This window comes from Paenibacillus sp. MMS20-IR301 (assembly GCF_032302195.1).
In the GTDB taxonomy this organism is placed as follows: domain Bacteria; phylum Bacillota; class Bacilli; order Paenibacillales; family Paenibacillaceae; genus Paenibacillus_AQ.
Genome location: NZ_CP135275.1, coordinates 5,655,707 through 5,681,821, shown reverse-complemented (window position 1 = coordinate 5,681,821; position 26,115 = coordinate 5,655,707). Strand labels below are relative to the sequence as shown.

Here is a 26,115-nt window from a genome sequence, read left to right as displayed (position 1 = left end):
AAGATAAGCCTCACGGGTCCCTAGGCTTTGCATCTTTTGCATCCAGCAGGTATTCTATACTTGTAGAATCTGGAAGGAGTGACAAGATGAATGCCATTATTGCCGGGATAGGGGTTGGAATATTACTTATCATCCTCAGCTGGATACTGTCACGAAGCAGCAGCAGGCGGAACCGCTTTATCTATTATCCCGGATTCGCCGGGTTTATCGGCGGCGTTGTTCTGCTAATTTGCAGCTTGCTGGTAATTGGCGGCTGGGAGGGAATAGGATATGCTTTCTTTGCAGTGCCCGTAATCCTGATCTCAGGTTTACTATTACTCGTTCTTGCATCCTATAGAAGACAAACCTGATAAATTCAGCAGGATATGCCTTCATAGCGATTTGTAAGGTTGTATTCAATCTACGGCTATGATAAAATAAAAATGCTGTTTATGAAATCGTGAGGTCAAATTTAGCATAGATAGTGATGCTTGGACGTAGGAGGTGGAAGTGAATGGATATCTTTTTGAAAGTGGTGCTTCTGATTTTTGCCGTGGGTCTGATTGCGGTCGTTCTTCTGCAAAAAGGGAAAAGTGCTGGTCTTTCCGGTGCCATCTCCGGCGGTGCTGAGCATCTCTTCGGTAAAACAAAGGCACGCGGTATGGAACTCGTGCTGCAGCGTGTAACAGTTGGACTTGCTGCCGGATTCTTTATCATGTCGATCGTAGTGGCTATCGTTATTGACTAGTTTGCCTACAGGAAGCCTTCGCACTGTTCTGAATGGAATAGGCGGAGGCTTTTTTTGTGCAGATTTAATATACCGAACATCATAACAGGGATGGCCCGGATTGATTTCGTGTATACTAGGGTATGAAGTATATAAAGGTAAAATTTACTTGAATTATTGGTTATACGTTAGGACAAGACATACATATATGCCAGCGGCATGTGAATGCTGCGGAGGGCCGAGGTGACGAACATGATAACACAGGATAACCTGCTTGATTTTATGCGGGAGACTGCTTATAAACCATTAACTTATGATGAACTGGTGAGCCATTTCGCAATTGAGGATAGAGAGGCTTTTGTAGCCTTTGAACGCTTGCTGATTGACCTGGAAAAGGACGGCCGGATTATTCTGACCCGGAATAACCGTTACGGCGTACCGGAGCGGATGGATCTGCTGCGCGGGCGGCTGCAGGCTCATGCGAAAGGCTTTGCCTTCTTAATTCCCGATGACCGCGATCATCCCGATGTATACATTCACGCAAATGATTTGAAGGGGGCAATGAACGGAGATATCGTACTGATCCGGATTACCTCAAGAAGCCAGTCCGGCGGACGGATGGAAGGCGAAGTGGAGCGGATTCTGATCAGAGGCGTGTCTCAGACGGTGGGCGTATTCCAGAGCCTGGAGACGTATGGCTTTGTGCTGCCGGATGATAAGCGGATTAACCGTGATATTTTCATCCCCAAACAGAGTTTTAAAGGAGCTGTTGATGGGGAAAAGGTTGTCGTCCGCATCGTAAGTTATCCGGAAGGCCGTGCAGCGGCTGAAGGAGAGATCATTGAGATTCTCGGCCATAAGGATGATCCGGGGGTAGATATTCTATCGGTTATCCGCAAACATCAGCTGCCTGAGGCTTTCCCGGCTGAAGTGATGAAGGAAGCGGAGCAGGCGCCCGATTCGATTACCGATGAGGAGATTATTCAGCAGGGGCGCCGCGATTTACGCGGATTAAATATAGTAACCATTGACGGCGCAGATGCCAAAGACCTCGATGATGCGGTTAACGTGGAACGTCTGGAGAACGGGCACTACAAGCTGGGCGTGCATATTGCCGATGTTGGTTATTATGTGCGTGAAGGCTCTGAGCTGGATAAGGAAGCTTATGACCGCGGCTGTAGTGTCTATCTGGTGGACCGGGTAATTCCTATGCTGCCGCACCGGCTGTCAAACGGTATATGCAGCTTGAATCCTAAGGTGGACCGGCTGACCATGTCCTGCGAAATGGAATTTGATGAGCATATGAAGGTTGTGAAGCATGATGTCTTCACGAGCGTAATCCGGACCAAGGAGCGCATGACCTATTCCGATGTCCGTAAAATCGTCGAGGATGAAGATCCTGAGCTGCTGGAGCGTTACGCCCCGCTGATCGGTGATTTCCGTCTGATGAAGGAGCTTGCCATGAAGCTGCGCGGTGCGCGGATGCGGCGCGGTGCGGTTGATTTCGATTTCGAAGAGAGCAAAATCATTGTGGATGAAGCCGGTAAAGCGATCGATATTGTGAAGCGGGAACGTTCCGTGGCCGAGCAGATTATTGAAGAGTTCATGCTTGCGGCCAATGAGACGGTGGCTGAGCATTTCCACTGGCTGAAGGTGCCGTTCCTGTACCGGATTCATGAGGATCCGGACCCGGAGAAGCTGCAGAATTTCATGGCTTTTGCTTCTAACTTCGGCTACCATGTCAAGGGACGAGGCAACTCTGTACATCCGCGTGCGCTGCAGGATCTGCTGGAGCAGATTCAAGGCACCAAGGAGCAGACCGTCATCAGCACAATGATGCTGCGGTCGATGAAGCAGGCGAAATATGATGCTGAGAGCACAGGACACTTCGGACTGGCAGCAGAATTCTACTCCCACTTCACTTCGCCGATCCGCCGCTACCCTGACCTCGTTATTCACCGTGTAATGCGTGAAGTCCTGGAGAATGGCGGAGCACTGACCGAGAAACGGCATGAATATCTGGCGGGACGGATGCCGGATATCGCCCAGCAGTCCTCGGAGCGTGAGCGTGTAGCTGTAGAGGCTGAACGGGATACAGAGCAGCTGAAGAAAGCCGAGTACATGCAGGACAAGGTCGGCGAAGAATTCGACGCCATGGTCAGCAGTGTTACCAGCTTCGGGATGTTCATTGAACTGGACAACACGGTTGAAGGACTGATTCGTCTCAGCGCGCTGACAGACGATTACTATCACTTCGATGAAGCGCATATGGCGCTGATTGGCGGGCGGACCTCCAAGGTATTCCGTATCGGTGATGAAGTGAAGATCCGTGTGGCTAAAGTCAACATGGATGACCATACGATCGACTTTGAACTGGTTGACATGAAGCCCCGCGCAGCGGGTGAACACCGGAGCTACGGTGGCCGCGGCGGCAAAGGCGGCCGTCCGGGAGCCGGTGGGTTCAACAAGCCACTGGCAGGCAAAGCTGGCGGTAAAGGCCGCGGGAAAGGCAAACCCGGCAGCGCAGCCGGTGCGGGTAATGGCAAGAACGGCAGCGCCGCAGGTAAAGCTAAAAGTGGCGGTAAAGCGAAAGGAAGTATCTTCGGCGCAGCCGGCAAAAGCAAGAAGGATAGCGGGGCCGGTGCTTGGAGCCTAGGCGGCAATACCGGGGGCGAATCCGGCAGCCGGGGCAAGGGCGAAGGCAATAGCGGAGCCGGCGCTTGGGGTAAAGGCGAGGGCTACGCAGGTAATGGCAATGCGGACGGATTCGGCGGCGCGGGTGTAGCGCCGGGTGAAGGCGGGGGCGCAGCAGGGGGCCGCAAGCGCGGACGCGGGCCGGAGGCAGCAGCGCAGCGTGCATTAGCTGCTGCTTCCGCTGCAGGCGGTGAGCGCGGCAGAGGCCGCGGCGGAGACGCCGGAGGCAGTGGCGCGGGACGCGGCATTGCCTTCGGGTTCGGCTCCGGCAAGGGCGGCTACGGCGCGCCAAGCGGCGGCAGTGGCGGGCAGAGCAGCGGTGAGCTGCGCGGCGTGGACGGGAACACGCGGCTGCGCAGCCGCGAGGACCTGGGCGGCAGCTTCGGCGGCGAAGGCCGCAGCGCAGCGCCCGGGGGTAAGGGCCGCCGCAAGAAGAAGAACAAAGGCGGCGTGTTCATTGGCACTTCCGTGACCCCGGGGAACGTGAAGAACACGAACCCGGCATCCGCAGATGCCGGCAGTGACAAGAGCGGCAGCCCCGAAGGGGGCAGCCGCAGGAAACGCAAGAAGAAACCGCAGGCTTAAGCGGAATGGATAAGAGTACTGCTCCTTATAAGGGGCAGTGCTCTTTTTTAAGAGGGATATTATGCAGAGACAGTGAACATTCTAGTAAAGATGATTGAGGCTATGTAGGATGCAATTAAGACTATTACTGAACAAGCATTCGAAATGTAGGAGTACTGAGCCTGCTTACTGCAGGTGAGACCTAATGTTGTACGCAGTACAACTTGGAATCATGAATATGGGCCAGCTTGTAAAGAATGTTGTATGAAATACATGAATTCTTCCATGTAGCCGTTCAATTAGGAGGGATTGCTACCTTTTATACAACAAATTCTGATTAAGCCTGATTTGATGAGCCCAATATTGTATTTGGTGCAGGATTTGGAGCTCGTATCATAAATTCAGCTTATATAGGGGCAGATTTGTTGCTTTTTTGGCACATTTCACGAACTTACTGACATACATATGTCAAAATGAACGCTACAGAACAGACCGGCCTTCCTTGCGTTTCCAGCCGGCCATTTGATACAATATAGATCTGGCGTCCATACCGGACTGCCGCTAATCGGGTTCAAGGAGTGACTCTCATGGGTAAAAAAGCAGACGGGAAAGTGCTCGCCCAGAACAAAAAGGCTTCCCATGATTATTTTATTGAGGATACGTATGAGGCAGGCCTGGTTCTGACTGGAACAGAGATCAAATCGCTGCGTAACGGCCGCGCAAATATCGGAGATGCGTTTGCCACCATCCGCAACGGCGAGATTCATATCCACAATATGCATATCAGCCCATTCGAACAGGGGAACCGCGCCAATCCTAGCGATCCGACACGTACGCGCAAGCTGCTTATGCACAAGGAACAGATCAACAAGCTGCTCGGCTCCTCTAAGCGCGATGGCTTCACGATTGTACCGTTGAAGGTGTACGTGCGTAATGGCTACGCCAAGCTTCTGATCGGCCTTGGTAAAGGGAAGAAGGAATATGACAAACGCGATTCTGCCGCGAAACGTGATGCTCAGCGTGATATCCAGCGTGTACTGCGCGAGAAGCAAAAGGTCGCCAGGTAGCCGTAATCCATCTGTAACCTGGAGTGTTCCAGATTCGACCTGCAATTCCTGTAACCCACGTTTTAAAGTATTGATAAATGTGATATACTGTGTAAGTAAATCTTATTGCTTCAGATCAGCCTTCTTAATTGAAGATTGCTGAGAACGGGATCAGCCAGCATTTATGCTCAATTGATCCGTTAATCCGAAGCGCCCTTTCTAATGAGGGGCCGTTCTTGGATTCGACGGGGATAGTTCGAGCATGAGTAGCGAGTAGTGGGGACGCGTCCGCTTCATCAACGCTAAAGCCTATTAAACGGCAAACAACAAAACAACTACGCTTTCGCAGCCTAAGAAACTGTGTGCGTGCTTCTACCCTGCATCGCCCATGTGACAGGGATAGGGGCTAACAAGTAGTGGGATACGCTGTCTGGTCTCCGCCTGGGGTCAGCAGAAGAAGATAATCAGGCTGACCCGAAGAGGACCCGGTTACGGGGGGCTTCTAGGGTGACATCAAAACTGTAACTACACTCGTAGAAGCTTATGTGCCGTTATCTTCGGACAGGGGTTCGACTCCCCTCGGCTCCATATGGAGTATCAGTGAAGACACCTTAATTGGTGTCTTTTTTCGTGTTAGGTATTTTCCTTCAAAGCCTATTCCAAATGAAAAATGATATAATAAATATTAACGAATGGAGCTGATGCCGATGGATTTACTGGACCCACGTGTTGATTTTGTGTTCAAACGGATATTTGGCAGCGAGAACAATAAGGATGTGCTGCTGGCGTTCCTTAACTGTATTTTCACAGAAGCTGGCGAGCCGCCGCTGACCGAGATCATCCTGATGAATCCTTATACGGATAAAGACGATCCGCTCGACAAACAATCCATTTTTGATGTTTACGCCAAGACCTCTGAAGGTAAACTAATTGATATAGAGATGCAGTTATTTAATAAGTACGACATAGAGAAAAGAACGCTTTTTTATTGGAGCAAACGGTATGCGAGTCAACTGAGTGAAGGGGACAAGTATCCAGAGTTGAAGAAATGCGTAACGATTAACATTTTAAACTATGGATTCTTGAAGAATGAGCAATATCATAACGTATTTCATCTGCGGGAAGACCGAACAGGGATATCCTTGATTGATGACATCGAGGTTCATTTCTTGGAGTTGCCGAAGCTGGATGAACATAGCGTTCCGTCTGAAGGCGGGTTGATCAATTGGCTGTTGTTCCTGAAAGGTGCGGATACATCACAATGGGAGGTGCTGAAGATGAATGAGCCAGGATTGGAGAAGGCCATGGATACCTTGCAATATTTGAGTCAGGATTCAGAGGCCAGACGGTTGTATGAGGCTAGACAGAAGTATTTGCATGATGAGGCCTCCATGCTGGGAAGTGCTAAATTGGCAGGTATAAAGGAAGTCGCGAGGAATATGCTTGACTTAAATCTAGACATAACAACGATTATAAAAGCTACTGGATTAACAGAACAGGAGATCAATGCATTGAGAAAATAAAGAATGAGGGAGTGTCCAATGAGCGGATGCTCCCTTTTGCTATTACAAACTTCAAGTGGAGTTGGAAGCTGGAGCGACTCAGTTTACTTTGAACCTAAGCGATAATGGAAAGAGACAATGACCAATGAATCGGACTTCAATACAGAAACCATGAAAAGACAACAATAGCGCCTTACGGCGCTCAGGCTGTCGAGAAAGTCTCGACAGCCTTCTTTATGTGACTTTGATTTCATACGACACCGCGTTAATGTTGTATAATATAGGTAACTATTTATAGAACGGATGGTGTCAGTATGCTTCGCTCCAATCGAGAAAAACAACAAGCTTATGAATTTGTTTCTATTGAAGATTTGGTTCCTCAAGACCACTTGCTTCGCAAGGTAGATAAATATATTGATTTTTCGTTTATCGATGAGAAGGTTAGACCCTTGTACTGCTCGGATAACGGACGCCCTGCGATTGATCCTGTCGTGTTATTTAAAATGCTTTTCATAGGGTATTTCTACGGCGTTCGTTCCGAACGTCAGCTAGAACGTGAAGTTCAAACGAATTTAGCTTACCGCTGGTTTCTTGGACTCGGATTAACCGACAAGGTTCCAGACCACTCCACCTTGAGTTGGAACCGGCGTACCCGATTTAAAGACACAAACATTTTTCAGGATATTTTCGACGAAATTGTTCTTCAGGCGATTTCGCACCGGATGGTGGGCGGACGAGTTCTTGTCTCGGACTCCACCCACGTCAAGGCCAATGCAAATAAACACCAATACACCAAACAACAGGTGCTGCAAAATACTAAGGATTATGTAGATGAACTCAATGCTGCGGTAGAGGCAGACCGGGAAAACCATGGAAAAAAGCCCTAAAACCTAGAGAGGAAGTGAACGAAGAAAAAGAAATTAAAGTGAGCAAGACCGATCCTGATAGCGGGTACATGATCCGCGATGGTAAACCGGAAGGCTTTTTTTATCTGGACCACCGGACTGTAGATATGAAATACAATCTCATTACGGATGTCCATGTTACGCCCGGAAATGTCCATGATTCCGTGCCGTATTTGTCGCGTCTAGACCGGCAGCAAGAACGTTTTGGATTTCAAGTGGAAGCCATTGCTCTAGATTCAGGATATTTAACAACACCGATTTGCCGCGGTCTGCAAAGCCGAAAGATTTTTGCCGTTATTGCTCACCGGAGATTCCATTCCAAGCAAGGACTATTCCCAAAATGGAAGTTTTCGTTTAACGCAGAGCAAGAGATGTATGTCTGTCCGGCTGGTCAAGAACTGAAGTACCGCACAACGGACCGCAAAGGATACCAGCAGTATGCATCTGATCCAGAGCAATGCAAAAGTTGCCCGTTTTTAAACCAGTGTACGCAGTCCAAAAACCACCGCAAAGTGGTAACTCGGCATGTCTGGGAGGACAGTAAGGATTGGGTCCGAGACAACCGGCTCAGCAAGTCGGGAAAGCAGTTGTACCGCAAACGAAAAGAAACGATTGAGCGAAGCTTCGCGGATGCTAAAGAGCTCCATGGGTTTCGCTATTGCCGGTTGCGCGGACTGCCAAATGTCAGGGAACAAGCACTGATGACGGCAGCCGTGCAGAACATGAAGAAGATGGCGATCCACCTGGATCGCCGGGAAAAACGGGGATAACCCCCTCGTCTTCCCATTGGCTGCTCGACTTTGAAATACAAAAGAAACCCAGGGTCTTTAAATGACCTGGGTTTCTCGACAATCTGAGCGCCTTACGGCGCTTTTCTTTTTATCCATATGCAGGAAATAAACGTATTTAGTCGAAATGTAACGAAAAAGGAATTGTTGTTTTTCATAAGGGCTTTTGAAGTATTTTTGGATATACTAACATTTTGAGCGAGGTGGTGTTGACGTGGACTATCTACATGGATCGCTTTTTGAAGAGGATTATTTATTACGTACCCTCGGAGCACTTGCGAATTCACCAGATATTGCACTGACAGAGCTGGTGGCGAATGCATGGGATGCTGGTGCTTCTCAGGTTAGTATTACAATCCCAAACGAATATTCCGACGAAATTGTAGTGATAGATAATGGAGCAGGCCTTAAACCAGAAGATTTCAAGTTGCGATGGATGACACTTGGCTACAATCGCCTGAAACATCAAGGCGATATTGTAAAGTTCCCTGAAGAAAATGGTAGTGGCTATCGTCGGGCATTTGGCAGGAATGGTATCGGCAGACATGGTATGCTGTGTTTTTCAAATGAGTATATTGTTGAAACTGTTCATGAAAGTGGAGTAGGCTCAAGGTTTGTTGTTGCGGTTACGAGTGGACAGCAGCCGTTTACTCTTTTGCGTGAGGAGCGTATCCAAACAGTGGGCCACGGCACGACTTTGAGGGCGAAAGTGGAACGGAATTTGCCTAATCCGAAAGTGGTTCGTGATCTACTTTCGGCGAGATTTATGCAAGACCCAAGATTTCAAGTGACCGTGAATGGTGCCTCAATTGAGCTAATGCAGCATGGAGGACTAATTGATTCAAGACAAATTATTGTTAACGATAATGTAACTCTCGAACTTGTGATCATCGATTCATCCAAAACGGCGAAGACTGCCCGTCAGCACGGAGTAGCTTTTTGGGTTGGCAATAGACTGGTTGGTGAACCAAGTTGGACACTGGGTGATTATTCTATCGACGGCAGAACGAGTTTCGCAAAACGACATACCATTGTTGTCAAAACGAATGATTTGTTTGATGCAGTTATGCCTGATTGGTCGGCATTCAAGAAATGGCCGCTAATTGATGAGGTCTATCGAATTGTGGCATCAAATATTGAGACTATTTATAAGAACTCAATGAAGGACAGGATTCAAGAGACGCAGCACGCTGTACTGTACCAGCATCGAACGGAACTATCTCAATTACATGCTCTTGGAAGGGTCGAGGTGTCCCATTTTGTCGAGCAATTGACAGAAGAACAGCCGACGATCAATCAAGAGCATTTGTCAGCAGCGGTACAAGCTGTTATTCAGCTTGAAAAATCGAGAAGTGGAGCTAACTTGATTCACAAGCTATCTATGTTATCTGAAGAAGATGTTGAAGGGTTGAATCGGCTTTTAGATGATTGGAGTGTTAAAGATGCCCTGGTTGTTCTCGATGAAATTGATAAGCGTTTGCTTGTAATTGAAGCTCTAGGCAGATTTTCAGAAGATCCCACGACAGATGAACTGAAGACATTACATCCACTGGTTCTTCAAGCCCGATGGTTATTTGGGCCAGAGTTCGATTCTCCGCATTATACGTCCAATGTGTCGCTCACGTCGGCCATGAGTAAGTTGTTTCAAAGGAAAGTAAGCAAGGATGCATTTTACAATGCGCGTAATCGTCCTGACATCATTATTGTGGAAAATGCAACGCTATCTGCTATTTGTTCAGAAGAGTTCGATGATGACAGCCCTCTGTTGAAGATGAAGCGAATACTAATTATTGAATTGAAACGAGGCGGCTTTGCTATAGGGCGCAATGAGATGGATCAGGCGGGACATTATGTAGAGGACCTTCTTAATTCGGGTCATCTAAGTGGTACACCATTCATTAACGCATTTGTTGTAGGTCATGAAATTGATTCCAAAATAACCCGAATCCGTAAAGTTGGTGATAATCCTGAGCGGGGTCGCATTGAGGCGACTACTTTTGGACAACTGGTAAGTACAGCTAATCAGCGGTTAATGCGGCTCAAGGAGCAACTAGATGATCGGTATAAAGGATATACTGACTCGACCATTGTCCAAAAGGTGCTGAATGAGCCCTATCAGGAACTTTTGTTCGAAGATACAGAAACTGCGTAGTACGGAATAATGATTTTATAATAGAGGAGAGCACAAATGAAAACAACAAATGTAAAGCTCAGATTACAACGTGATAACGCCCCAACGTGGGCACTGGGAGAACAGGAACATAGTTACTGGTACTTTGAAAATGAACACGGAGAACAATGGGTAGCGAAGCGCGAGGCAGATCAACTCTATATTTCAGGCCTAGATATCGACTGGGAACAATATCGTTTAACGTTGGAAGAGGCAAACGAGGAGCTTGAGAGGATTAATGGTATACTGGCTGCTAAGTTCTTATCGAAGATACCAGAGTTAGGTGAACTTGATAAAAAAAACTTAATGGAAGCGATAGTTGTGCGGCAGCGCCAGTTTACTAAATTACCTCTAGCTCGACTCATATTGGACACTTGCGAACTGCTTTGGGTAGCGGCTGTCCTTGAAGCAGCGATTCCAGGGATGGAATGGGCTAGAAAGCAAGCACAGAAAAGTTAAGTTATTATCAAAAATAAGCAGGGGTGTCTTGATGGATAACCAGATTTATGAGCTGTTAATGCAGGGTACACTATACTCCCAGAGGGAACTCATTTCACTTCTTATTAATCGATCAGAGAGTAAGCAGAGTAACAGCTCGTATCATAGTATATTTCAACAATTCCTGATTGAATTAAAGGTCAGTGTAGCTACTCCATTTATGATGGTAGGGCCTAAAAGGGGATTATCTTGTTTTGTTGCAGAATTTCTATTTTTTTATGTAACGGTTTTTGATTATGAGAAGCAGACTGAGTTATTGAAAAACTTACTACAAGATTTAGATGAACTCCATGAATCTAACGAGCAATGTTGAAAATGACAGCTGCTCAAAACTTACTTCAAATAATCGAGTGTTTTGGGGTAAGACGATTTATTGCTCGTAATACTAACGGTGTGCCTATTCGCTTCTATTTTGTTCCGTATGGGAACAGAAGCATGAACGCAGCATACTTCCCGCATATTCATTTAGTGGTCATTTATAAGAATGATCTTGATAGCAGCTCCAACCCAGAATATATTTTCATGCATGAGTTAGGACATGTAGTTCAAGTGCATATGACGAAGGGCTTAACAATTGTACCGAGCTCATTTAAGGAAGCCGTAAGAGGAGCGTTTAAGCCGTGCTCAGACGAAATGTTAGCCGAAGTTTTTGCAGATTGCTTTTCTGTAGCAGTTATGAAGGGAACATCGTTTGAAGAGAAGAATCCTTTCTGTACTACCTTTTTACAGGAGCATCAAGCTCTACTTAGGGATTACTTTTCATCCATCGCTAAAGTAAGATGAAGGCGATGGAAGTAGAAGGGATGAATAATAATGGATGCACGTATTTCCTTGCATAATAATGACATAGTATCGATTGCAACCACAGATGATAATAATATTATGTCTATAAAATTAAATGTTTCGAATAATGATTTGGTTTACTTCGGCTCTGTAGACAGGAAAGAGATCGTTAACTTATTAGAAGGGCTACATAAATTACTCTATGAAACAAATGGTGAACTGAAGAAGGGCGATTTGATAACTATTGGTCATAAGCATGCTTCGGATAACGTTTTGCATGATTACTCTGATAAAATTGGGCTTAGAGCAATTGTTGAGGACCCGTATGCTCTGTGGAGCGTAGATGAGGAAGGGAACGAAGTCCGTTTTGTTTGGGCAGCTCTGGAAGGGAAGAAAAGAAATAAGTATGTAGATATTCATGTTGAAGATGCTCTTCGGCTAACAATATAATACATTTTATTTATCTATGAAGGTGTTATTAAGAGATGTATCTCTTGAATAGATTGTATTGATGCGATACATTATTAATAAGCGTGAAAGTGTATTGCATAAATACAAATTTGAGGTGAGTGTATGAGAGGAAGCTTAGAATTGTTTAAGAAATGGTATTGTCATAACAAAGCGGACGTTCAAAGAGATTTCCAAAAGTACATGGAACAATATGCACCAGACCCCGAAGATTTGAAATCAGAGTTATATAAACAAATGCATAACTTATGTATAAGGTTTCAACAAGCACTTGAAAATTGTAGTCTCCCAATATTAACAGATGACTGGTGGTATTACGACTACGCTCTGACCAATGATGGTATAGATCTAAGACTTTATTATTGTGAGGAATTTAACCTTGATGAAGGCGGGGAGCTAGAGTCCTCTACATCCACAGAGGAGTTTACCCTGCTAAGTGTCAAATGTGATTACTTTACAGTAGATCAATTTGCTAAGCTTAATGATGTATCTGATATTACGGTGCGTCAATGGATTCGTAGGGGCAAACTACGGACAGCAAGAAAAGTTGGAAGGGATTGGCTTATTCCAGTCATCGCGCCTAAACCTACAAGAGGGTTTAGAGCGGCATCTTACCAGTGGGAGAGGCTTCCTGTAGAGCTATCAGATTCGTTCCCGTTTCTTGAGGGATATGATTATATCTATATTTTCAAGAATAAGGAAGTGAGAAATCAGTTTGAGGGTATCTTGGGTTATCCAGGACAAAGCAATAGAATGAAGATTGTTTTATCTACTAAGGATAGAGAAAAGCTGGAGTTGGCGCTCATTAGCAGTGGTACTGTGAGTGTAGAGGAGTTCTGATTGAATTAAATATCGAGAATGGATTAAGGGAGAACTTCGATGGGATTTTATACTTCAGCGACAATTAAAGCGTTAGAAAGTGCAATTACAGAAGACAACATTCGAATGATGTACTATCAATGTATTACATACTATCCAGGCGACTTTGTTCATCGAGTACTGCTCTATGAAGATGGTGGAACCAATTATCATAGGATTAAGAAAGGTAGTACTGAGCTAGCTGATATTCAAAATGGAAAAGCAGTCGTTGCAGTACAAACATTGGAGTTTAATAAAGAAGAAGTAGCTGATGTCGAAGCATTTGTTGCTAACTTCACGAAGTCAGCATTGAATGAATTACGAAATCTCATTAACGGGTGAGTGTGCATGAAGACAAATAAAGAATACCAAGAAGAAATAGAAAAGAAATATGGTAAGTCACTCAAGGATATTATGCATGAACTTATTGTAGAGCATCACATGGATCAGTGGGACGGCTCAACTGAACTCGGAGTACCCAAAGAAACATTCGTTGCCTGGAGAACTAAGTTCGTCTTGGCCCAGATCAAAGGAGAGCAGATTTAGCTGAGCAAATGCGATATAAAACCCTTCAAGAATATAAAGAGGAGTTAATGTATGTTGATATTGAAAGGCCAATCGAATTTAGAAATGAAAAATCATTAAGAGGCTTTAAGGAAGTTATTGAAAGGATGGTGGAGTTGGAAAAGCAGCGAAGGGTCTTAGCTGATATTGATACTATGGGGATCTTTCCTATATGATGCGAATTGCAACGTTAGAGAGCATAATCTCATATCTTAATCAATATGACTTGTCGGAGCTTCATAAGACATTTGAGTACGATTTAGAATATTTAAGATTAGTTATGCGTAGGAAGTAGATGCCGCATAGAAGATAGATGCATTGAGAAGAAATGATGCTTAATGTTTATCAATAGGGGCTTCTAGGGTGACATCAAATCCGTGACTACACTCGTAGAAACTTATGTGCCGTTATCTTCGGACAGGGGTTCGACTCCCCTCGGCTCCATCCTAAAACCCGCTCCCAGAGCGGGTTTTTTACTTATACAGGTCTGATTTGTAGCCAAATTGTAGCCAACACTCTTTTAACTGCATGATTTTTGAGGGTAGCTGTAGTCCATTTGGCTACAGGTCTATCTATTAACAAAATATCTTACAGCATGCTATCCTAACCGTAGGTAGAGGAATCCCCTACGGCAAAGTGAATTAGGAGATGATAGCATGGTAGGGAGCATCACCACGGTTGGAACCAAATTTCGGGTTACATTTGATTTTGGTACAGATAGTAAAGGCAAACGAATTAGGAAATATACGTCCGCTTCCTCTGAGGCCGATGCTAGGAAGTTATTGAATGAATTTGAATATAATCAGCAACGTAATTTATTGGTCCAGACGACAAAAATGACCTTCTCCGAATTTCTTGAGCATTGGATAGAGAACTACGTAAAGTATAACTGCGAAGAGACAACCATTTATGGTTACAGAAATATTATCTATAAGCATATTATCCCCTTTTTGGGTAACTTCGAGTTACAAAAGCTGCAACCTGCACACATCCAACAATCTTATAAATATCTAATGGATGACAAGCTACTTTCTCCAAATACTGTACATAAACATCATGCCTGTATTCGTAAAGCGTTGGATTACGGCCTGAAGCAGCAATTTGTGCATCGTAACGTATCGGACGCTGTAACTCTTCCTAAGAAAGAACGGTTTGTAGGCCAGTCTTATACCCGGGATCAATTAAATATTCTGTTAGACAGAGTAAAAGACACCAAGCTTGAATTACCCGTATATCTGGCCGGTTATTTGGGACTTAGACGTGAAGAGATTGTAGGTCTTCAATGGAAGTACATTAACTTCAAGGATAGAAGCATTCAGATAGCAGAGGTTCGTACTAGCGCAGGCAGTAAGGAGATCGTAAAAGCCCCTAAGACGGAACAGAGCAAGCGTGTGCTTATATGACGGATGAACTGTTTGAGGTCCTTAACAAGGCCAGAGAGCGCCAAGAAGAGTTCAAGTAGATGCTGGGAGATGAGTACATTGATAGTGGCTATGTTTATATCCAGGACAATGGAAAGCCGTATCGTGTGAATACGCTGACCGAGCAATTTGGCTTATTCTTAGAGCGTAATGCATTGCCTAAAATTAGACTTCATGATTTGCGTCATACTTTTGCAAGTATTCTCTATGAAGCGGGTGTTGACTTAAAGGCAATCTCGGAAGCGTTAGGGCATTCTGATTTGGCTACAACAAACAAGATCTATACTCACCGGTTTGATAAAACGCATGAGAAAACAATCAATGTGATGAGTACAGCACTTGGGAGAGATAAGGATTAACTCTGGGATTAGTTTTATAGATCGAGGATATTGTATCAACTGCTAATTTGAGTTGACGTACAGAGGATTTGAAGGTAATATGATGTCATTCAAGCTCGTAATGAGCGACTATCGTAAGGTAAAAATTAAGGTTTGTAATGAACCTACAAAAGCTCGAGTCTTCGGATTCGGGTTTTTGTTTTTTACAAAACAATTTTCTTCCACCGGCAGAAGAAGCGTGAGAATAAATCACAAGAAGATTTCGTCAAGCAGAATCTGGGATCTCAAGCAAGATTTTTGGGAAGAGTCAGTTGAAAAGCATAACCCTGCTTAAATACTGAAACAAAAAAAGGAGTCAGGAAGTAGCGAAATGAAAAGAGATAAGATGCGCTATGCCTTACAAAGTATGAAAATTGCCGAAGCTATTCTCCAACTAAAAATCGGAAGTTTTTTTAAGCGTGCTATTGCACGCCTTATTTTAATGCGAATACCTGATTTTATTACATTCGCACGTGGTTTTAACAATGATCTGAAGGGAGTTCGTTCTCCACTCGAATACAAGAAGGTAAAAGGGGAATTAAATGCATTATTCCAGCTTTATGTAGAATACATGTCAAATCTGCGCCACGAGTTCGCAGGGCACTTTAAAGATGCAGATTTTTTTGAGCGGATAGAGGATTGGGGACAAATTCAAGAAGATAGTTTGCTTTTTTTTATTCAGCATGCTGACGAAATCGCGGCACAGTTAGACCCGTTCCATCAAACATCAATTACTCTTGACCCTCACGAGGCCGCGTTGATCCAGGGGGTTTCCGTAAAGCACGATCTGGAGAATTCGCCTAGGTTAGGAAATGATATTCTGGCATTAACCCGATTTAATACGGGGGGGATGATACATCTGGGTGATCTTCAGACTAAGCCTGCCATGATTAATTCACTTAGAATTATTTTAGATTATGAATCTGCGTTATTAAAAGTACTAACACAGAGAGAGTTAATAAGTGCCGTCAAGACTCTCGTAGTCGTCGATGTAATCAATTTTTCGGATATATTATTTACCCGACCCATACAAGCAGGAGCAGTTCAAGAAATGGATGGTATGGATACTATCGTAAGCAAATATGGAATCCAAAAAGCTATAGATCTCTTTGAAGAAGCTAAGTTAAAGACAAGAATGTTGCAGCGGATCGATCAAATCCGTCATGTTCGAAATATTATTTGTGCGCATATCGATGGACCCCTCCCTCTGGCTGACTTATATAATAGATTAGATGGTTTATCAACTAATGAAATTATAGGCTTATATGAGCACATGTGTCAGTTGTTCGAAAAAATTTGCAAGTCTGATAACCGATTAAGCATTTCACAACTTCCGAATACTCCCCTTAGAAGGGTTTTGGGTTTTTCCCACCAACCCTCTACAGCTTACGACAGACAGTCAGTGCCTCCGACTGAATTCGATTTTCCAGATTATGACGAACCGACAATGAACGCTTACTGGGGCAAATTACTAGCTGGTGTGGAGATAGAGGAAGGGATTGAATATTTCAATGATGCATTCACCTTTTCACCTGAGTTGGAGGATAGCGTTACTAGAAATATAGTTCATGAAGGAAATATGGAATACAGAGAAGAACATCGGTACAGATTGGCTCACAAATTTATCGATATCCAGTTTTCTGAAAATAGATGTAACATTAAATACCTTAATATTCTTCACCGCATAATCACTTTTAATAATATAGGTTCCTCCCCAGTATTAGTAAAGATTCTGCTAAGAGAATATGAACTTTATGCTGATGATAACAGTAAGAAGGTCATTCTGGATATGCTGTCTAAACTCTCAGACATGAATGAAGTAAAAGTCATTGATTTGTTAAAACGCGAGGCAAATTCGAGGGGGTTTGAGCTGAGATCCAATGCTTTGCATGCATTAGTTCAACTAGACCTTAGGAACAATGGGGAACGGATACTAAACAGGAGACAAGTCAGAAGCAACATCAACTTATTCGTGCTCCAACAAATTGAAACCCTGACGACATATCAAAAAATTATATTTTGTTTCATCTGTTTAAGTTATTTACATTTAAACGGTAAATTTGCGGTGTATTCTTCCTACAGCCAAGACAAGTATTGTAGTCCTTTGGAAGCGATACTTAGAAAGTACGTTCCACGGATAGTAAGTAATACTAGACTATCGAGGAAAGATAAATTAGAAATACTTATACTGATTAATAATCGTAACTATTGCCGGGCGTCTTTACTCATTGGAGATGCATTGGAATATACAGATACTCAAAAATCGCGGACTTTTTACAGTATCATTGCAGATGGGGACTTGTTTATTGTTTCGAGTCAGAACACACTCTTGGATTCAAGAGCTCTTGCTCTTCAAAGGTTAGGGAGATATAAAGAGTCTCTTGAAACAATTGATTATTTAATTCATCAAAATCCACTAAGTAAAGAATACCGCTTTCTGAGCCTGGAAGTTTCCTCATATGGGAAGTTAGTCATACCATTCCAGGAACAAGTCGAGCGACTTCAACAAGATTTTTGTTTAGATAGTGTGGATCTAGTAGCTTTAGATCAACTTCGGAAAAGTTGCTATTCTAAAGGCAGTTTTTAACCAAAACGAAAATCCGGATAATAGCCGACTATACATTCTTCTAGGCGAGTAGTTTCTCCTCTAGTGTACTTCAACTGCCTTCTGCACTCGCAACCAGTTCATTCAATGCGTTTCTAAGTTAAGTCAGATGTGCGGATATACCGAGAAAATGTAAATTAAGAATGGTTGTTGCGTGCATATCATAGACATTAAGATAACAACAAATTAATTTCGCGGAACAATTGAAGCGGGTGTAGGCAAGTAAGTCCTGATATAAAAAGCGCCCCTGTATTTACAGGAACGCTTTTTATCAAGAGACAAACATTTTGGATTCAATCCATTTATATAGTGCCTCTCTGGGTATACGAATTTGCTTACCTACTTTTGCGTGGGGTAGTCCTTGCTTAATAAGTTGATACATTACGTTACGCCCCACCCTTAAAATACTTCTCGCTTAATCTATAGTCAAGAGAGTTGGTTCCATTATGAGTCCTCCAATTTTTAAAAAGATGTAAAGAAAGGAATTAACATGCCTCATGTTTGACTTGATACTCTCTAGTGCGAAGTGCATATTCTGCTTGCGATCTGGTCGAGGCAACTGCCTCGGTAATACGTAACCCCATGCTAATACAAAGAACAGATACATCAATGGGATTATGAGCATTAATATTTTCACAACTATGGATGAATGTCTCATATTCATTGATTGCCCACGCGCGATTACCCGGATTTAAAGGTTCATTACCCAACAGTAGATCATACTGTTCTTCGATTTCAGCATTGGTTGAAATCTGATTGCGTGGATTAGAAACATGATCCATCAGAAAGCGAATAGCCGAAAGATCATCGCAGATTGTTGTTCCAGCAATATTATCTTTTTGTCGGGTCACAATATAGGCTGCTAGATGATCAGTGTTAATGTTTCGGATGTTACTGACTTTATAAGTGTTATGACAGAATCGTGCAAAATTAAGACATTTGCCCATATATTGAGCCCTGGTTTTGTAACTACCCGTACGGATATGCCTAAAGAGTTTTTTGGTTTGTGCTTCCAAAGGTGATGGACCTGAAATCATATTCAATTTACGGATCCCACCTTATCCATGAGATAGCCCAATAAAGTTTCAACGCTTGCAATTAGTTTCATATGATTTTGTTTACTTATCGGATAACGCTTTTCTTCGTAGCAAAAGGTGGTGTTATGATAGATTTTTACAATGTCTTTGATAATATTTTCGACTGGAACTTCAGAAAGATTTTTCATAACTAACGGGAAATGCTCGCCGGAAGAAGCTCTGATAACTTCATCAAACGTTGTGATCTCCAAGTCCTCCTCTGAAGTCGCACCAATAGGTTGTAATAGGTCATTCTTAAATTGTTCCAGCAAGGTATAAATTTCTTGTCTTCCCATATTTCTAATATCTAATCTGGTAATAACATTGTAAAAAGCATGTTGCTGCTCCTCATTAAGTTTAGATACAATCTCGTTTCCAATGCTAATTCCAATTTTGTCTTGAGAAACTAAATCTTGAATAGAAGGAATTAGCTGAAGAAGTCTTAATAGCCTAGTTATCTTCCTTTGACTATATTTAAGAAGATCTGCTACATATTTTGCATCTTTTGAGTCACCGTGTCCCAATTTCCTACCTCTTTTGATATCGTAAATCTCATAAAGCCTTTTAACGATTTTAGCTTGCTTAATAAGATCGTGTTCATTATCCCTTCTAGATCTGTTTAGCGTAAATAGCAGGAATTCTTCAGAGTTACAATTGGAATCGGAATCGATTATATAAACCTGCACCTCATGAATACCCAACTTCTGGGCTATCAACCATCTTGTAGTACCGTCAATAATTTGATTATGCTGATTGATAATTAGTGGGCATAAGATTCCTTCCTCACGGACACTCAACTCAAGAGATTGCATAGCGAGAGGTGTGCATTCCGAAATCACCTTATCATGACTCGGGTGTACGGTTAAATCACAAATCATTCTTGTTTCAAACATGTACTAGACCTCCTCTAAGAAGTTAAAATAGTCAGACTTATTCCAATGGCATTGCTGATATCTTTCGGCTATCTTTAACTAGGAGCTATATAATCAGCGGCCGGAGAGCTTACTTGGAGCGGGTTTAACAAAAACCAAGTTCAAGTACATCTCTTATTAAAGCTCGCTGTTATTTTTTTGAATTGAGTAGTATCAGAGACATAAGTGAGCCGTTATGGGCTCGCCTCCCGGCAACATGAAAAAGTATTGTGGTTGCCTGCTAGCCCTTGAGTCAGAATGGCGGACGGGCGTATCCATACTATTCGGGATCACTTGTTTCAACCAACTCCGGTCGCAAGCGTCCGGGGTGATCCTTGGTCTGATGTTGGATCGTCCGATAAAATCGGAAATTGATATTTTGCCTTCTAGGTAACATATATATAAAAAGACCAAAGAATCATTAAGAAGATCCCTCAGCCTTGAATATTTAGACTGTAATTGGCATTCCTACCTCGGAAGGTTTGAACGCAAAAAAGCCCTAATGGAAATTGAAATCATCCATTAGGGCTTAAAGCCAATTATAAATAGTTAGTAGCATCAGAGCTCATTAAAAACATATTAACACGTTCAAAGGTTATTAGAATTAGATTCCCATAAGACTCATGTCAAGGGATGAAGAATGAATTAGATAGTTTATGAGTCATATACTAAGAGCATAAGGTGATATTGTCAAGAACCTTTTTCGTACTTTGAACTTGGAAGAGTATTGCGGCATTAACTGCGGCAATTAGCCGCAGTTAATGCCGCAATACTAAAGTGCTTGATTTGTTTGGCTATTACGAAATAATATGGGTTACTTAACGAGTAATTTAGGGGGCAAAATGTCTATTAGAGAAACATTGCCAGCAGTGAATGAGGCTATTAGCCGCAGTTATTGAGTAGAATCCACTCAATAACTGCCGCAATATATATTTTACTTCCCGTTAGAATGATCAATGGTATCAAACACTTGTCGTGTAACCTTCTGAATGAGCTTAATCTCATGTAGTTCTCTCGATAATAATAGCGCCTTTATTAACTCTACGTTCGTTCTCTTCTCGTGTAGTTCCTCACTTTCAATTTCACTAAAGTTAAACAACTCCCACGGCTCTACTTCTAGAGCGGTTAGTAATTTAGAAATTGTTTTCAATGACGAGTTTCTCTTTCCGGTTTCAATACCCGTCACATATGAGGATTTAATACCAGCCCTCTCGGCAAGTTCCTCTTGGGTTAGTCCCCTGGATCGACGTATGCTCTTTATGCGCTCCCCAATAAGACGGATAAAACTATATACATCATCATCATGTTTAGATGAATCGATCATATTATCACCTCAACCCAAACATTAGAGATAAGGAATGATAGTATGAACACCCTTAAAAGTTTATATATTGAAAAAAATACATATAAGGGATAATTTCTATTTATAACTTTTAAAAATTCTATTTATTAGTATATGGAGGGCTTATTGAGTTTGATGAATACATCTAGCGAGACCAAAGCTATTAAGAAGCTTAAGTTATCGGTGTGGTTCGGATGGGCAGTAATTCTTATTTGGCTTGTGACTTGGATCATTAATAAAGACAATGCTTGGGGTTGGGTCTGGGTGGTTGTTATTCTGTCTCTCAGGTACAGCATTTTCAAACCGGCCATTCTAATCGGTAGTGCTACTGCAGGTTGGTTGCTATTCTCTTTCTGGGACTATTTCGCAAACCGCAGTCGCAATGCTGATTCCGGACCTGTCATATTCTTTATGGTTCTTGTATTTGGGTTGGTCCTGATGTTAATCAAGGGTGCTTTTTTGTCCTCCTACTTTCTCATCAAGGAGACTGTTGCTTTACGCAAGGCCATGTTCCTATCCTCAAAAACCCGCTCTATATACCGGCAAGGAGGTGCACAGAAGTATTGCAGAAACGGCTAGTGCAGAGGAGTATTTGAAACCTGAACTGATACAGAAGGATTTTATCTCGGGACCTGATCATGGAGATAAGTATTTCCGGCATATTGGCCCAGTTAAGATTGCAGAAAACTTCTATGATACAGAGAAGGCTGATTTTGTGTGGAGTTGGTCCTTGAAATCCTCAGATCGCAGCCAGTCTAACAACCGTGTACTGTTTATTGGGGGTCAAAAAAAGGATCGGTTGAAGACAATTGATGCGTTATGCCGGGAGCAGTTTATTCATGATCCCGTTTCAGTGTATCGCATTCACTTCGACCATGAGATGGACTCAGGAAAAGAATACTGCCTCGGCGGAGCACTAAGGGACATTGAGCTTATCCCGGATCGGGAGTTTGATCTGGACGGCGAGATGCGAGATTTCGGCGAGGCCACCCTGCAAGGACGCTCATTCTTCGCTAGGACCTATATGGAGATGCTTGGCAGGGTACATGGTCATTCGGTGGATGCGTTGTTTCCAAACGGCGCTTCCTATAACCGGAATTCAGCAAGCCCGCTTAAGGGTTACGCAGATCAGTTCGAATTAAGTCCGCACCGGGATTTTCTAAATGAATATATGCTAAGCTTCGGTGAAAAACCGTGGTTAAGAACCAAAGAGGGATTCGTTCGTAAAATTCCAACCGGGTTGACTCTTCAGGAGAAGGCTCTCCTGCTTTTTGAAACGATTTGGGAGATGTACAACATTCCTGCTTTGTTCTCGGCGCTGGAATCGGCACATCATTTTATTTTCCATATCGATATTCCTAACGAACTCATAATAGATGGCAATTATGGCGGATGGTTCGAGCGAGCACTACAGCATCTTCTCAGGAGGGCGGACTGGAAGAACTTCGATTTCACTGTTGTACTCACAATTGATGAGCCTAATCCGCTCTGCGTGCTGCCAATCCATCATCATATACTCTTCGATACTAAAGATGTTGAAAATTACAGTCATCAGACTAACACGTCAATTCTAGCCGAGCAGCAGCAGGTTCTTCATCATGTGAACTCTGGAACATGCTTATGGATTGACTATGTGGAAGCAAAATTTTATGCGCTGAATATGCATACCGATCAATCTGTGCATTTCATAGCACCTCAGAGAGGAAGTCTTTCATGAAGATGTTCCGTTCCCTTCCCCTACTAGTACTCATTTGGGTGCTGTTGGCAACTGTTGCCTATGGTGCTCCTTCGTTTAGAGATGTATCAGACAAGCATTGGGCGCATGAAGAAATCGCTTGGGGTGTTGCACAAGGCATCATAAGCGGTTATCCAGACGGGAGCTTTCGGCCGAATGAGACGATCACTTTTAAGGAGTTTGTGTCAATACTGATCAAGGCTTACGAGGATCCGAGTAGTTTCATTACAGATAAAGATCAGCCATGGGACTCCAAAACAAGATCATATGCATTGCATAGATGGGGTTACTACACCTCACAGGAGCGTCCAATGACTAGAGGAGAGGTTGCCTCGCTAACTGCTGCTGCGCAAGGTTTTAACTGCTCCGAGGATCAGTCCATACAATTCTTACTTAATGAGGGGATGTCCAGGGGTAAGACATCACCAACCATTGATGGTTATGGCAAAGACGACTTACTCACTCGTGCGGAGGCCATTACGTTCATCAAGAAAATGAAGAAGCAACTCGAATCTTTAAGTGACAAACCGTCCTATCCAAGTCCAAATTGCCCCGTGCCAGGCAGTAGTGGTCGGAGTGATCTTGAGCCTGCTCCTTTTACTCAGATTCAAACGTTGACTAATGCAAGTGTGATATCCTTGACCGCACAATTTAATACCGATTCTAATTTTGAAATTACCGTCAATCAAAATGGTGAGAGACTCTATTACCAAAGTGTTGATACTCTAAATGGCCGACTGAATACGAAGATTTATCTTCACAATGGACCAGGTAAATATGTAGTTAGTATTAAACCTAAAGGGTCGGGTAGTACTGACGTCGATTTTGGAAACCGGGAGCAATTATTGGCCCATGGTTATGCGGGTTTCACCGTGATGAATTCAGATCAACGATCCCCTGACTTAATTGCATCATCTTACGTGAATAGTGATGATCCAGAAGTAATTGGGCTGGCGAGGAGTATAGTGGAAGGGAAAGCGAATGACTACGATAAAACCAAAGCCATTCATGATTGGGTTACCCAAAATATCGCTTATGATGCGGATGCATATTTTTCAGGCGATATCCAGCTTAAAACTGCAATGGAAGCCTTGGCAAATAAAAAAGCGCTGTGTAATGGTTACGCGCATTTGACGGCAGCTTTTAATCGAGCCATAGGAATTCCCACGCGAATTTATACAGGCACCGTAAAGGGAATTAGGGAAACGAATGCGATTGACACTTCGGTCGTGGATTCTCTGCACACCTGGATAGAAACGTATGCTGACGGAAAATGGATTATTCAAGATACGACTTGGGATGCCGGATATCTATCGTCCATCACGAACAAGTTTGTGTTCCAACATTCAAACCGTTATTTCGATCCTAGCTCTGAGATGTTTGCCTTGGAGCATCAGAAAATCAGGGAAGAATTGTACTAAAGTAAAGGGAGGCTATAAAAGAGAATGGAAAGAATAATCAGCACCGTCGATACAATGGTTATTGAGAACGAAGAAGGTGAGCAATTCATTCTGGAAGTGGATACCCCGTTTCTCCATGATAACGAAAGGTATATCTCAGCTAAATCCCCTGAGTATTGTCTGTTTGAAGTGGTGGATCTGCAGCACATCATCTCCATGGACCAGATTAAAGTACTCAATAATGACTTCTTTTCCTCATGCACTTACAAATATCCATTTGGTCAAAACCGAAAATATAAAGTTGTTGGATTGACATACAATACAAGAGATGAGGGTGGTCGCCTAAGTACAAAATTTTCAATCGCGAATGGAGATAAGCACAGAGATATGATTAGTCTAATTTTCACAAGTCCAGATGGTGTTAAAAAATATAGTGAATGATTTGGTTTTTTAAAGTGGTTGATATGCGGTAGCAATAGTGTTGATGATGCTGAAGCTCTCTTATTGTAGAGAGCTTTTGTTATAGGTATTGAAATGTATATAAAAAGTAGAGAATTCCGCTCAGCAAATGAGGGATGAAAGATTCTTTCGAAAGGATGGATTTGTATGAATATGAAGAAGGTAACACTAACTGTGAAGGAAGTGTCGGAGATACTGGGTGTATCTACGGGGAAGATTTATGAGATGGTAAGAATGGTTCAGGTTCCACATATCAAAGTAGGGAACCGAGTTTTCTGCCATGAAGATGTTCTAAGGGATTGGATGGGCGCAGCGAATATCACTCCTAGAGGGCCATTACTTACTCCGTTGTCAACAAAAAGGGGAGATGCTGAACAAGGGCTAGTTGGTACCAGATATGAGATACATCTATCAGGTGAAACCATTCGATTTATTCAGACTGTTTTAGAGATCCAAGAAGCGGACATAAAAAAGCATTTAGATGAGGTATTTGAAGAGACTGCTACTAAGAGTCTGTACTATAAAGATAGGCCCCAGGATTTAGAGATACGAAGGATGTATGCACAACGACGATACCATGCTCTTATTCTTGCACTTGATGAAGTTGAAAGTGAATATACTAAGGCTCAGCGTCTAAACTAAAATGATTGGAGACATCCTTATGGGAAAGGAGAACACCATTAGTGGTTTAACGGTTTAGGACTTCGAGATTTATGTTTATAAAAGAAATTAGGGTACGCTAAGGGCGCTTTGAATAGCACTTGGTTACCGATATCGGTTGGTTTTAAGAATCGACACATATTCTCGTATCTAACCCCTATTATCTTGTATAATATCTTTAGTAATTGTAAACTCCGCTATTAAAGATGAAGTAAACCTTATTGGGGGTTATCCTTACATGGGAAATAAAGAAATTCTTAAAAGCACGAAGTATTGCGATCTTTTGGGACAAGGAAGAGTAGATAATGGTGATGCCATCTCCGCGCTTGAAACAATCAGGGTCAAATCATCTGGTAATGATGAAATCAGATTTGCATATTACAAAAAAACGGAGAATGGCAACGATCGAATGATTCCAAGACCCCTAGATCTTAGCGAAGATGAACTATTGACGTTGTTCGAAGACGCCATAGATAAGAATGTGTTTAGTCCATATTTTCTTAAGAAGTTAAAGGAAATAATATAGCGTTTGCCTTTTTAAAGGTAGGTCATGTTCTTGGGTTGACCTCTCCATAAAAGTGCA

27 protein-coding genes and 1 other RNA gene are annotated in these 26,115 nt (G+C 43.0%); 24 read left to right on the top strand and 4 right to left on the bottom strand.

The features are described from left to right. Nucleotides 1-86: 86 nt before the first annotated feature. From LOS79_RS24160 to LOS79_RS24075, 18 genes are all read left to right on the top strand, one after another. Nucleotides 87-350 (top strand): YesK family protein, encoded by a 264-nt coding sequence (locus tag LOS79_RS24160; RefSeq protein WP_315412959.1) that lies wholly within the window; start codon nucleotides 87-89, stop codon nucleotides 348-350. A gap of 143 nt (nucleotides 351-493) precedes the next feature. Continuing rightward, nucleotides 494-727: a preprotein translocase subunit SecG gene (gene secG, locus LOS79_RS24155; protein ID WP_042132758.1), complete on the top strand. Its 234-nt coding sequence runs from the start codon at nucleotides 494-496 to the stop codon at nucleotides 725-727. Nucleotides 728-958: 231 nt separating this feature from the next. After that, nucleotides 959-3,985 carry a ribonuclease R gene (gene rnr, locus LOS79_RS24150; protein WP_315422425.1) on the top strand — a complete coding sequence of 1,009 codons (3,027 nt, stop codon included), beginning with the start codon at nucleotides 959-961 and terminating at the stop codon, nucleotides 3,983-3,985. 566 nt (nucleotides 3,986-4,551) lie between these two features. Beyond that, the gene (gene smpB / locus LOS79_RS24145) at nucleotides 4,552-5,031 is read left to right on the top strand and encodes an SsrA-binding protein SmpB (RefSeq protein WP_315412954.1); all 480 of its coding nucleotides are present in this window, start codon (nucleotides 4,552-4,554) and stop codon (nucleotides 5,029-5,031) included. A 205-nt stretch (nucleotides 5,032-5,236) separates the two neighbouring features. Further along, nucleotides 5,237-5,601: a transfer-messenger RNA gene (gene ssrA, locus LOS79_RS24140) on the top strand. Nucleotides 5,602-5,702: 101 nt separating this feature from the next. Beyond that, nucleotides 5,703-6,533: an Rpn family recombination-promoting nuclease/putative transposase gene (locus LOS79_RS24135; RefSeq protein ID WP_315412952.1), complete on the top strand. Its 831-nt coding sequence runs from the start codon at nucleotides 5,703-5,705 to the stop codon at nucleotides 6,531-6,533. A 293-nt stretch (nucleotides 6,534-6,826) separates the two neighbouring features. After that, nucleotides 6,827-8,187 (top strand): IS1182 family transposase gene (locus LOS79_RS24130; protein WP_315412864.1). Its coding sequence is split into 2 segments (ribosomal slippage): nucleotides 6,827-7,397 and nucleotides 7,397-8,187, totalling 1,362 coding nucleotides; the frame shifts between segments, so codons are not numbered across the junction. A gap of 232 nt (nucleotides 8,188-8,419) precedes the next feature. Next, nucleotides 8,420-10,357 (top strand): ATP-binding protein, encoded by a 1,938-nt coding sequence (locus tag LOS79_RS24125; RefSeq protein ID WP_315412951.1) that lies wholly within the window; start codon nucleotides 8,420-8,422, stop codon nucleotides 10,355-10,357. 36 nt (nucleotides 10,358-10,393) lie between these two features. Beyond that, nucleotides 10,394-10,834 (top strand): hypothetical protein, encoded by a 441-nt coding sequence (locus LOS79_RS24120; RefSeq protein WP_315412950.1) that lies wholly within the window; start codon nucleotides 10,394-10,396, stop codon nucleotides 10,832-10,834. Nucleotides 10,835-11,179: 345 nt separating this feature from the next. After that, nucleotides 11,180-11,656 (top strand): M48 family metalloprotease, encoded by a 477-nt coding sequence (locus LOS79_RS24115; RefSeq protein ID WP_315412949.1) that lies wholly within the window; start codon nucleotides 11,180-11,182, stop codon nucleotides 11,654-11,656. Nucleotides 11,657-11,686: 30 nt separating this feature from the next. Next, nucleotides 11,687-12,106 carry a hypothetical protein gene (locus LOS79_RS24110; protein WP_315412947.1) on the top strand — a complete coding sequence of 140 codons (420 nt, stop codon included), beginning with the start codon at nucleotides 11,687-11,689 and terminating at the stop codon, nucleotides 12,104-12,106. A gap of 141 nt (nucleotides 12,107-12,247) precedes the next feature. Continuing rightward, nucleotides 12,248-12,964: a helix-turn-helix domain-containing protein gene (locus tag LOS79_RS24105; RefSeq protein ID WP_315412946.1), complete on the top strand. Its 717-nt coding sequence runs from the start codon at nucleotides 12,248-12,250 to the stop codon at nucleotides 12,962-12,964. A 39-nt stretch (nucleotides 12,965-13,003) separates the two neighbouring features. Then, nucleotides 13,004-13,324: a hypothetical protein gene (locus LOS79_RS24100; protein ID WP_315412944.1), complete on the top strand. Its 321-nt coding sequence runs from the start codon at nucleotides 13,004-13,006 to the stop codon at nucleotides 13,322-13,324. A 6-nt stretch (nucleotides 13,325-13,330) separates the two neighbouring features. Continuing rightward, nucleotides 13,331-13,528, top strand: coding sequence for a hypothetical protein (locus LOS79_RS24095; RefSeq protein ID WP_315412942.1), 198 nt, complete (start codon nucleotides 13,331-13,333; stop codon nucleotides 13,526-13,528). Nucleotides 13,529-13,536: 8 nt separating this feature from the next. Continuing rightward, a complete protein-coding gene (locus tag LOS79_RS24090) occupies nucleotides 13,537-13,722 on the top strand; it encodes a hypothetical protein (protein ID WP_315412940.1) in 186 nt (61 codons plus the stop codon). Between the two features lie 480 nt (nucleotides 13,723-14,202). Beyond that, the gene (gene xerC / locus LOS79_RS24085; RefSeq protein WP_315412938.1) at nucleotides 14,203-14,949 is read left to right on the top strand and encodes a site-specific integrase; all 747 of its coding nucleotides are present in this window, start codon (nucleotides 14,203-14,205) and stop codon (nucleotides 14,947-14,949) included. Between the two features lie 59 nt (nucleotides 14,950-15,008). Further along, complete coding sequence (locus tag LOS79_RS24080) at nucleotides 15,009-15,326, top strand: tyrosine-type recombinase/integrase (RefSeq protein WP_315412936.1); 318 nt, start codon at nucleotides 15,009-15,011, stop codon at nucleotides 15,324-15,326. Between the two features lie 349 nt (nucleotides 15,327-15,675). Continuing rightward, nucleotides 15,676-17,931, top strand: coding sequence for a hypothetical protein (locus LOS79_RS24075; RefSeq protein ID WP_315412934.1), 2,256 nt, complete (start codon nucleotides 15,676-15,678; stop codon nucleotides 17,929-17,931). 289 nt (nucleotides 17,932-18,220) lie between these two features. Here the strand turns inward: LOS79_RS24075 and LOS79_RS33120 are convergent, their stop codons facing one another. From LOS79_RS33120 to LOS79_RS24060, 4 genes are all read right to left on the bottom strand, one after another. After that, nucleotides 18,221-18,346, bottom strand: a complete 126-nt coding sequence (locus LOS79_RS33120; protein ID WP_397386686.1) for a helix-turn-helix domain-containing protein — start codon at nucleotides 18,344-18,346, stop codon at nucleotides 18,221-18,223. A gap of 88 nt (nucleotides 18,347-18,434) precedes the next feature. After that, entirely contained in the window at nucleotides 18,435-18,986 is a 552-nt protein-coding gene (locus LOS79_RS24070; protein ID WP_315422423.1) for a phage integrase N-terminal domain-containing protein, read from the bottom strand. Nucleotides 18,987-18,988: 2 nt separating this feature from the next. Continuing rightward, the gene (locus LOS79_RS24065) at nucleotides 18,989-19,918 is read right to left on the bottom strand and encodes a ParB/RepB/Spo0J family partition protein (RefSeq protein WP_315412932.1); all 930 of its coding nucleotides are present in this window, start codon (nucleotides 19,916-19,918) and stop codon (nucleotides 18,989-18,991) included. A gap of 952 nt (nucleotides 19,919-20,870) precedes the next feature. Further along, nucleotides 20,871-21,260, bottom strand: a complete 390-nt coding sequence (locus LOS79_RS24060) for a helix-turn-helix domain-containing protein (protein WP_315412929.1) — start codon at nucleotides 21,258-21,260, stop codon at nucleotides 20,871-20,873. 144 nt (nucleotides 21,261-21,404) lie between these two features. On the opposite strand from LOS79_RS24060, the gene LOS79_RS24055 reads away from it, so the two are divergent. From LOS79_RS24055 to LOS79_RS24030, 6 genes are all read left to right on the top strand, one after another. Further along, nucleotides 21,405-21,857, top strand: a complete 453-nt coding sequence (locus tag LOS79_RS24055) for a hypothetical protein (RefSeq protein WP_315412927.1) — start codon at nucleotides 21,405-21,407, stop codon at nucleotides 21,855-21,857. Between the two features lie 13 nt (nucleotides 21,858-21,870). Further along, complete coding sequence (locus LOS79_RS24050; protein WP_315412925.1) at nucleotides 21,871-22,995, top strand: hypothetical protein; 1,125 nt, start codon at nucleotides 21,871-21,873, stop codon at nucleotides 22,993-22,995. After that, complete coding sequence (locus LOS79_RS24045; protein WP_315412923.1) at nucleotides 22,992-24,434, top strand: transglutaminase domain-containing protein; 1,443 nt, start codon at nucleotides 22,992-22,994, stop codon at nucleotides 24,432-24,434. Before LOS79_RS24050 ends, LOS79_RS24045 begins: the two co-directional genes overlap by 4 nt. A gap of 24 nt (nucleotides 24,435-24,458) precedes the next feature. Continuing rightward, nucleotides 24,459-24,854 (top strand): hypothetical protein, encoded by a 396-nt coding sequence (locus tag LOS79_RS24040; RefSeq protein WP_315412921.1) that lies wholly within the window; start codon nucleotides 24,459-24,461, stop codon nucleotides 24,852-24,854. Between the two features lie 165 nt (nucleotides 24,855-25,019). Further along, the gene (locus LOS79_RS24035; protein ID WP_315412919.1) at nucleotides 25,020-25,514 is read left to right on the top strand and encodes a helix-turn-helix domain-containing protein; all 495 of its coding nucleotides are present in this window, start codon (nucleotides 25,020-25,022) and stop codon (nucleotides 25,512-25,514) included. A 256-nt stretch (nucleotides 25,515-25,770) separates the two neighbouring features. After that, a complete protein-coding gene (locus LOS79_RS24030; RefSeq protein ID WP_315412917.1) occupies nucleotides 25,771-26,058 on the top strand; it encodes a hypothetical protein in 288 nt (95 codons plus the stop codon). Nucleotides 26,059-26,115: the final 57 nt, after the last annotated feature.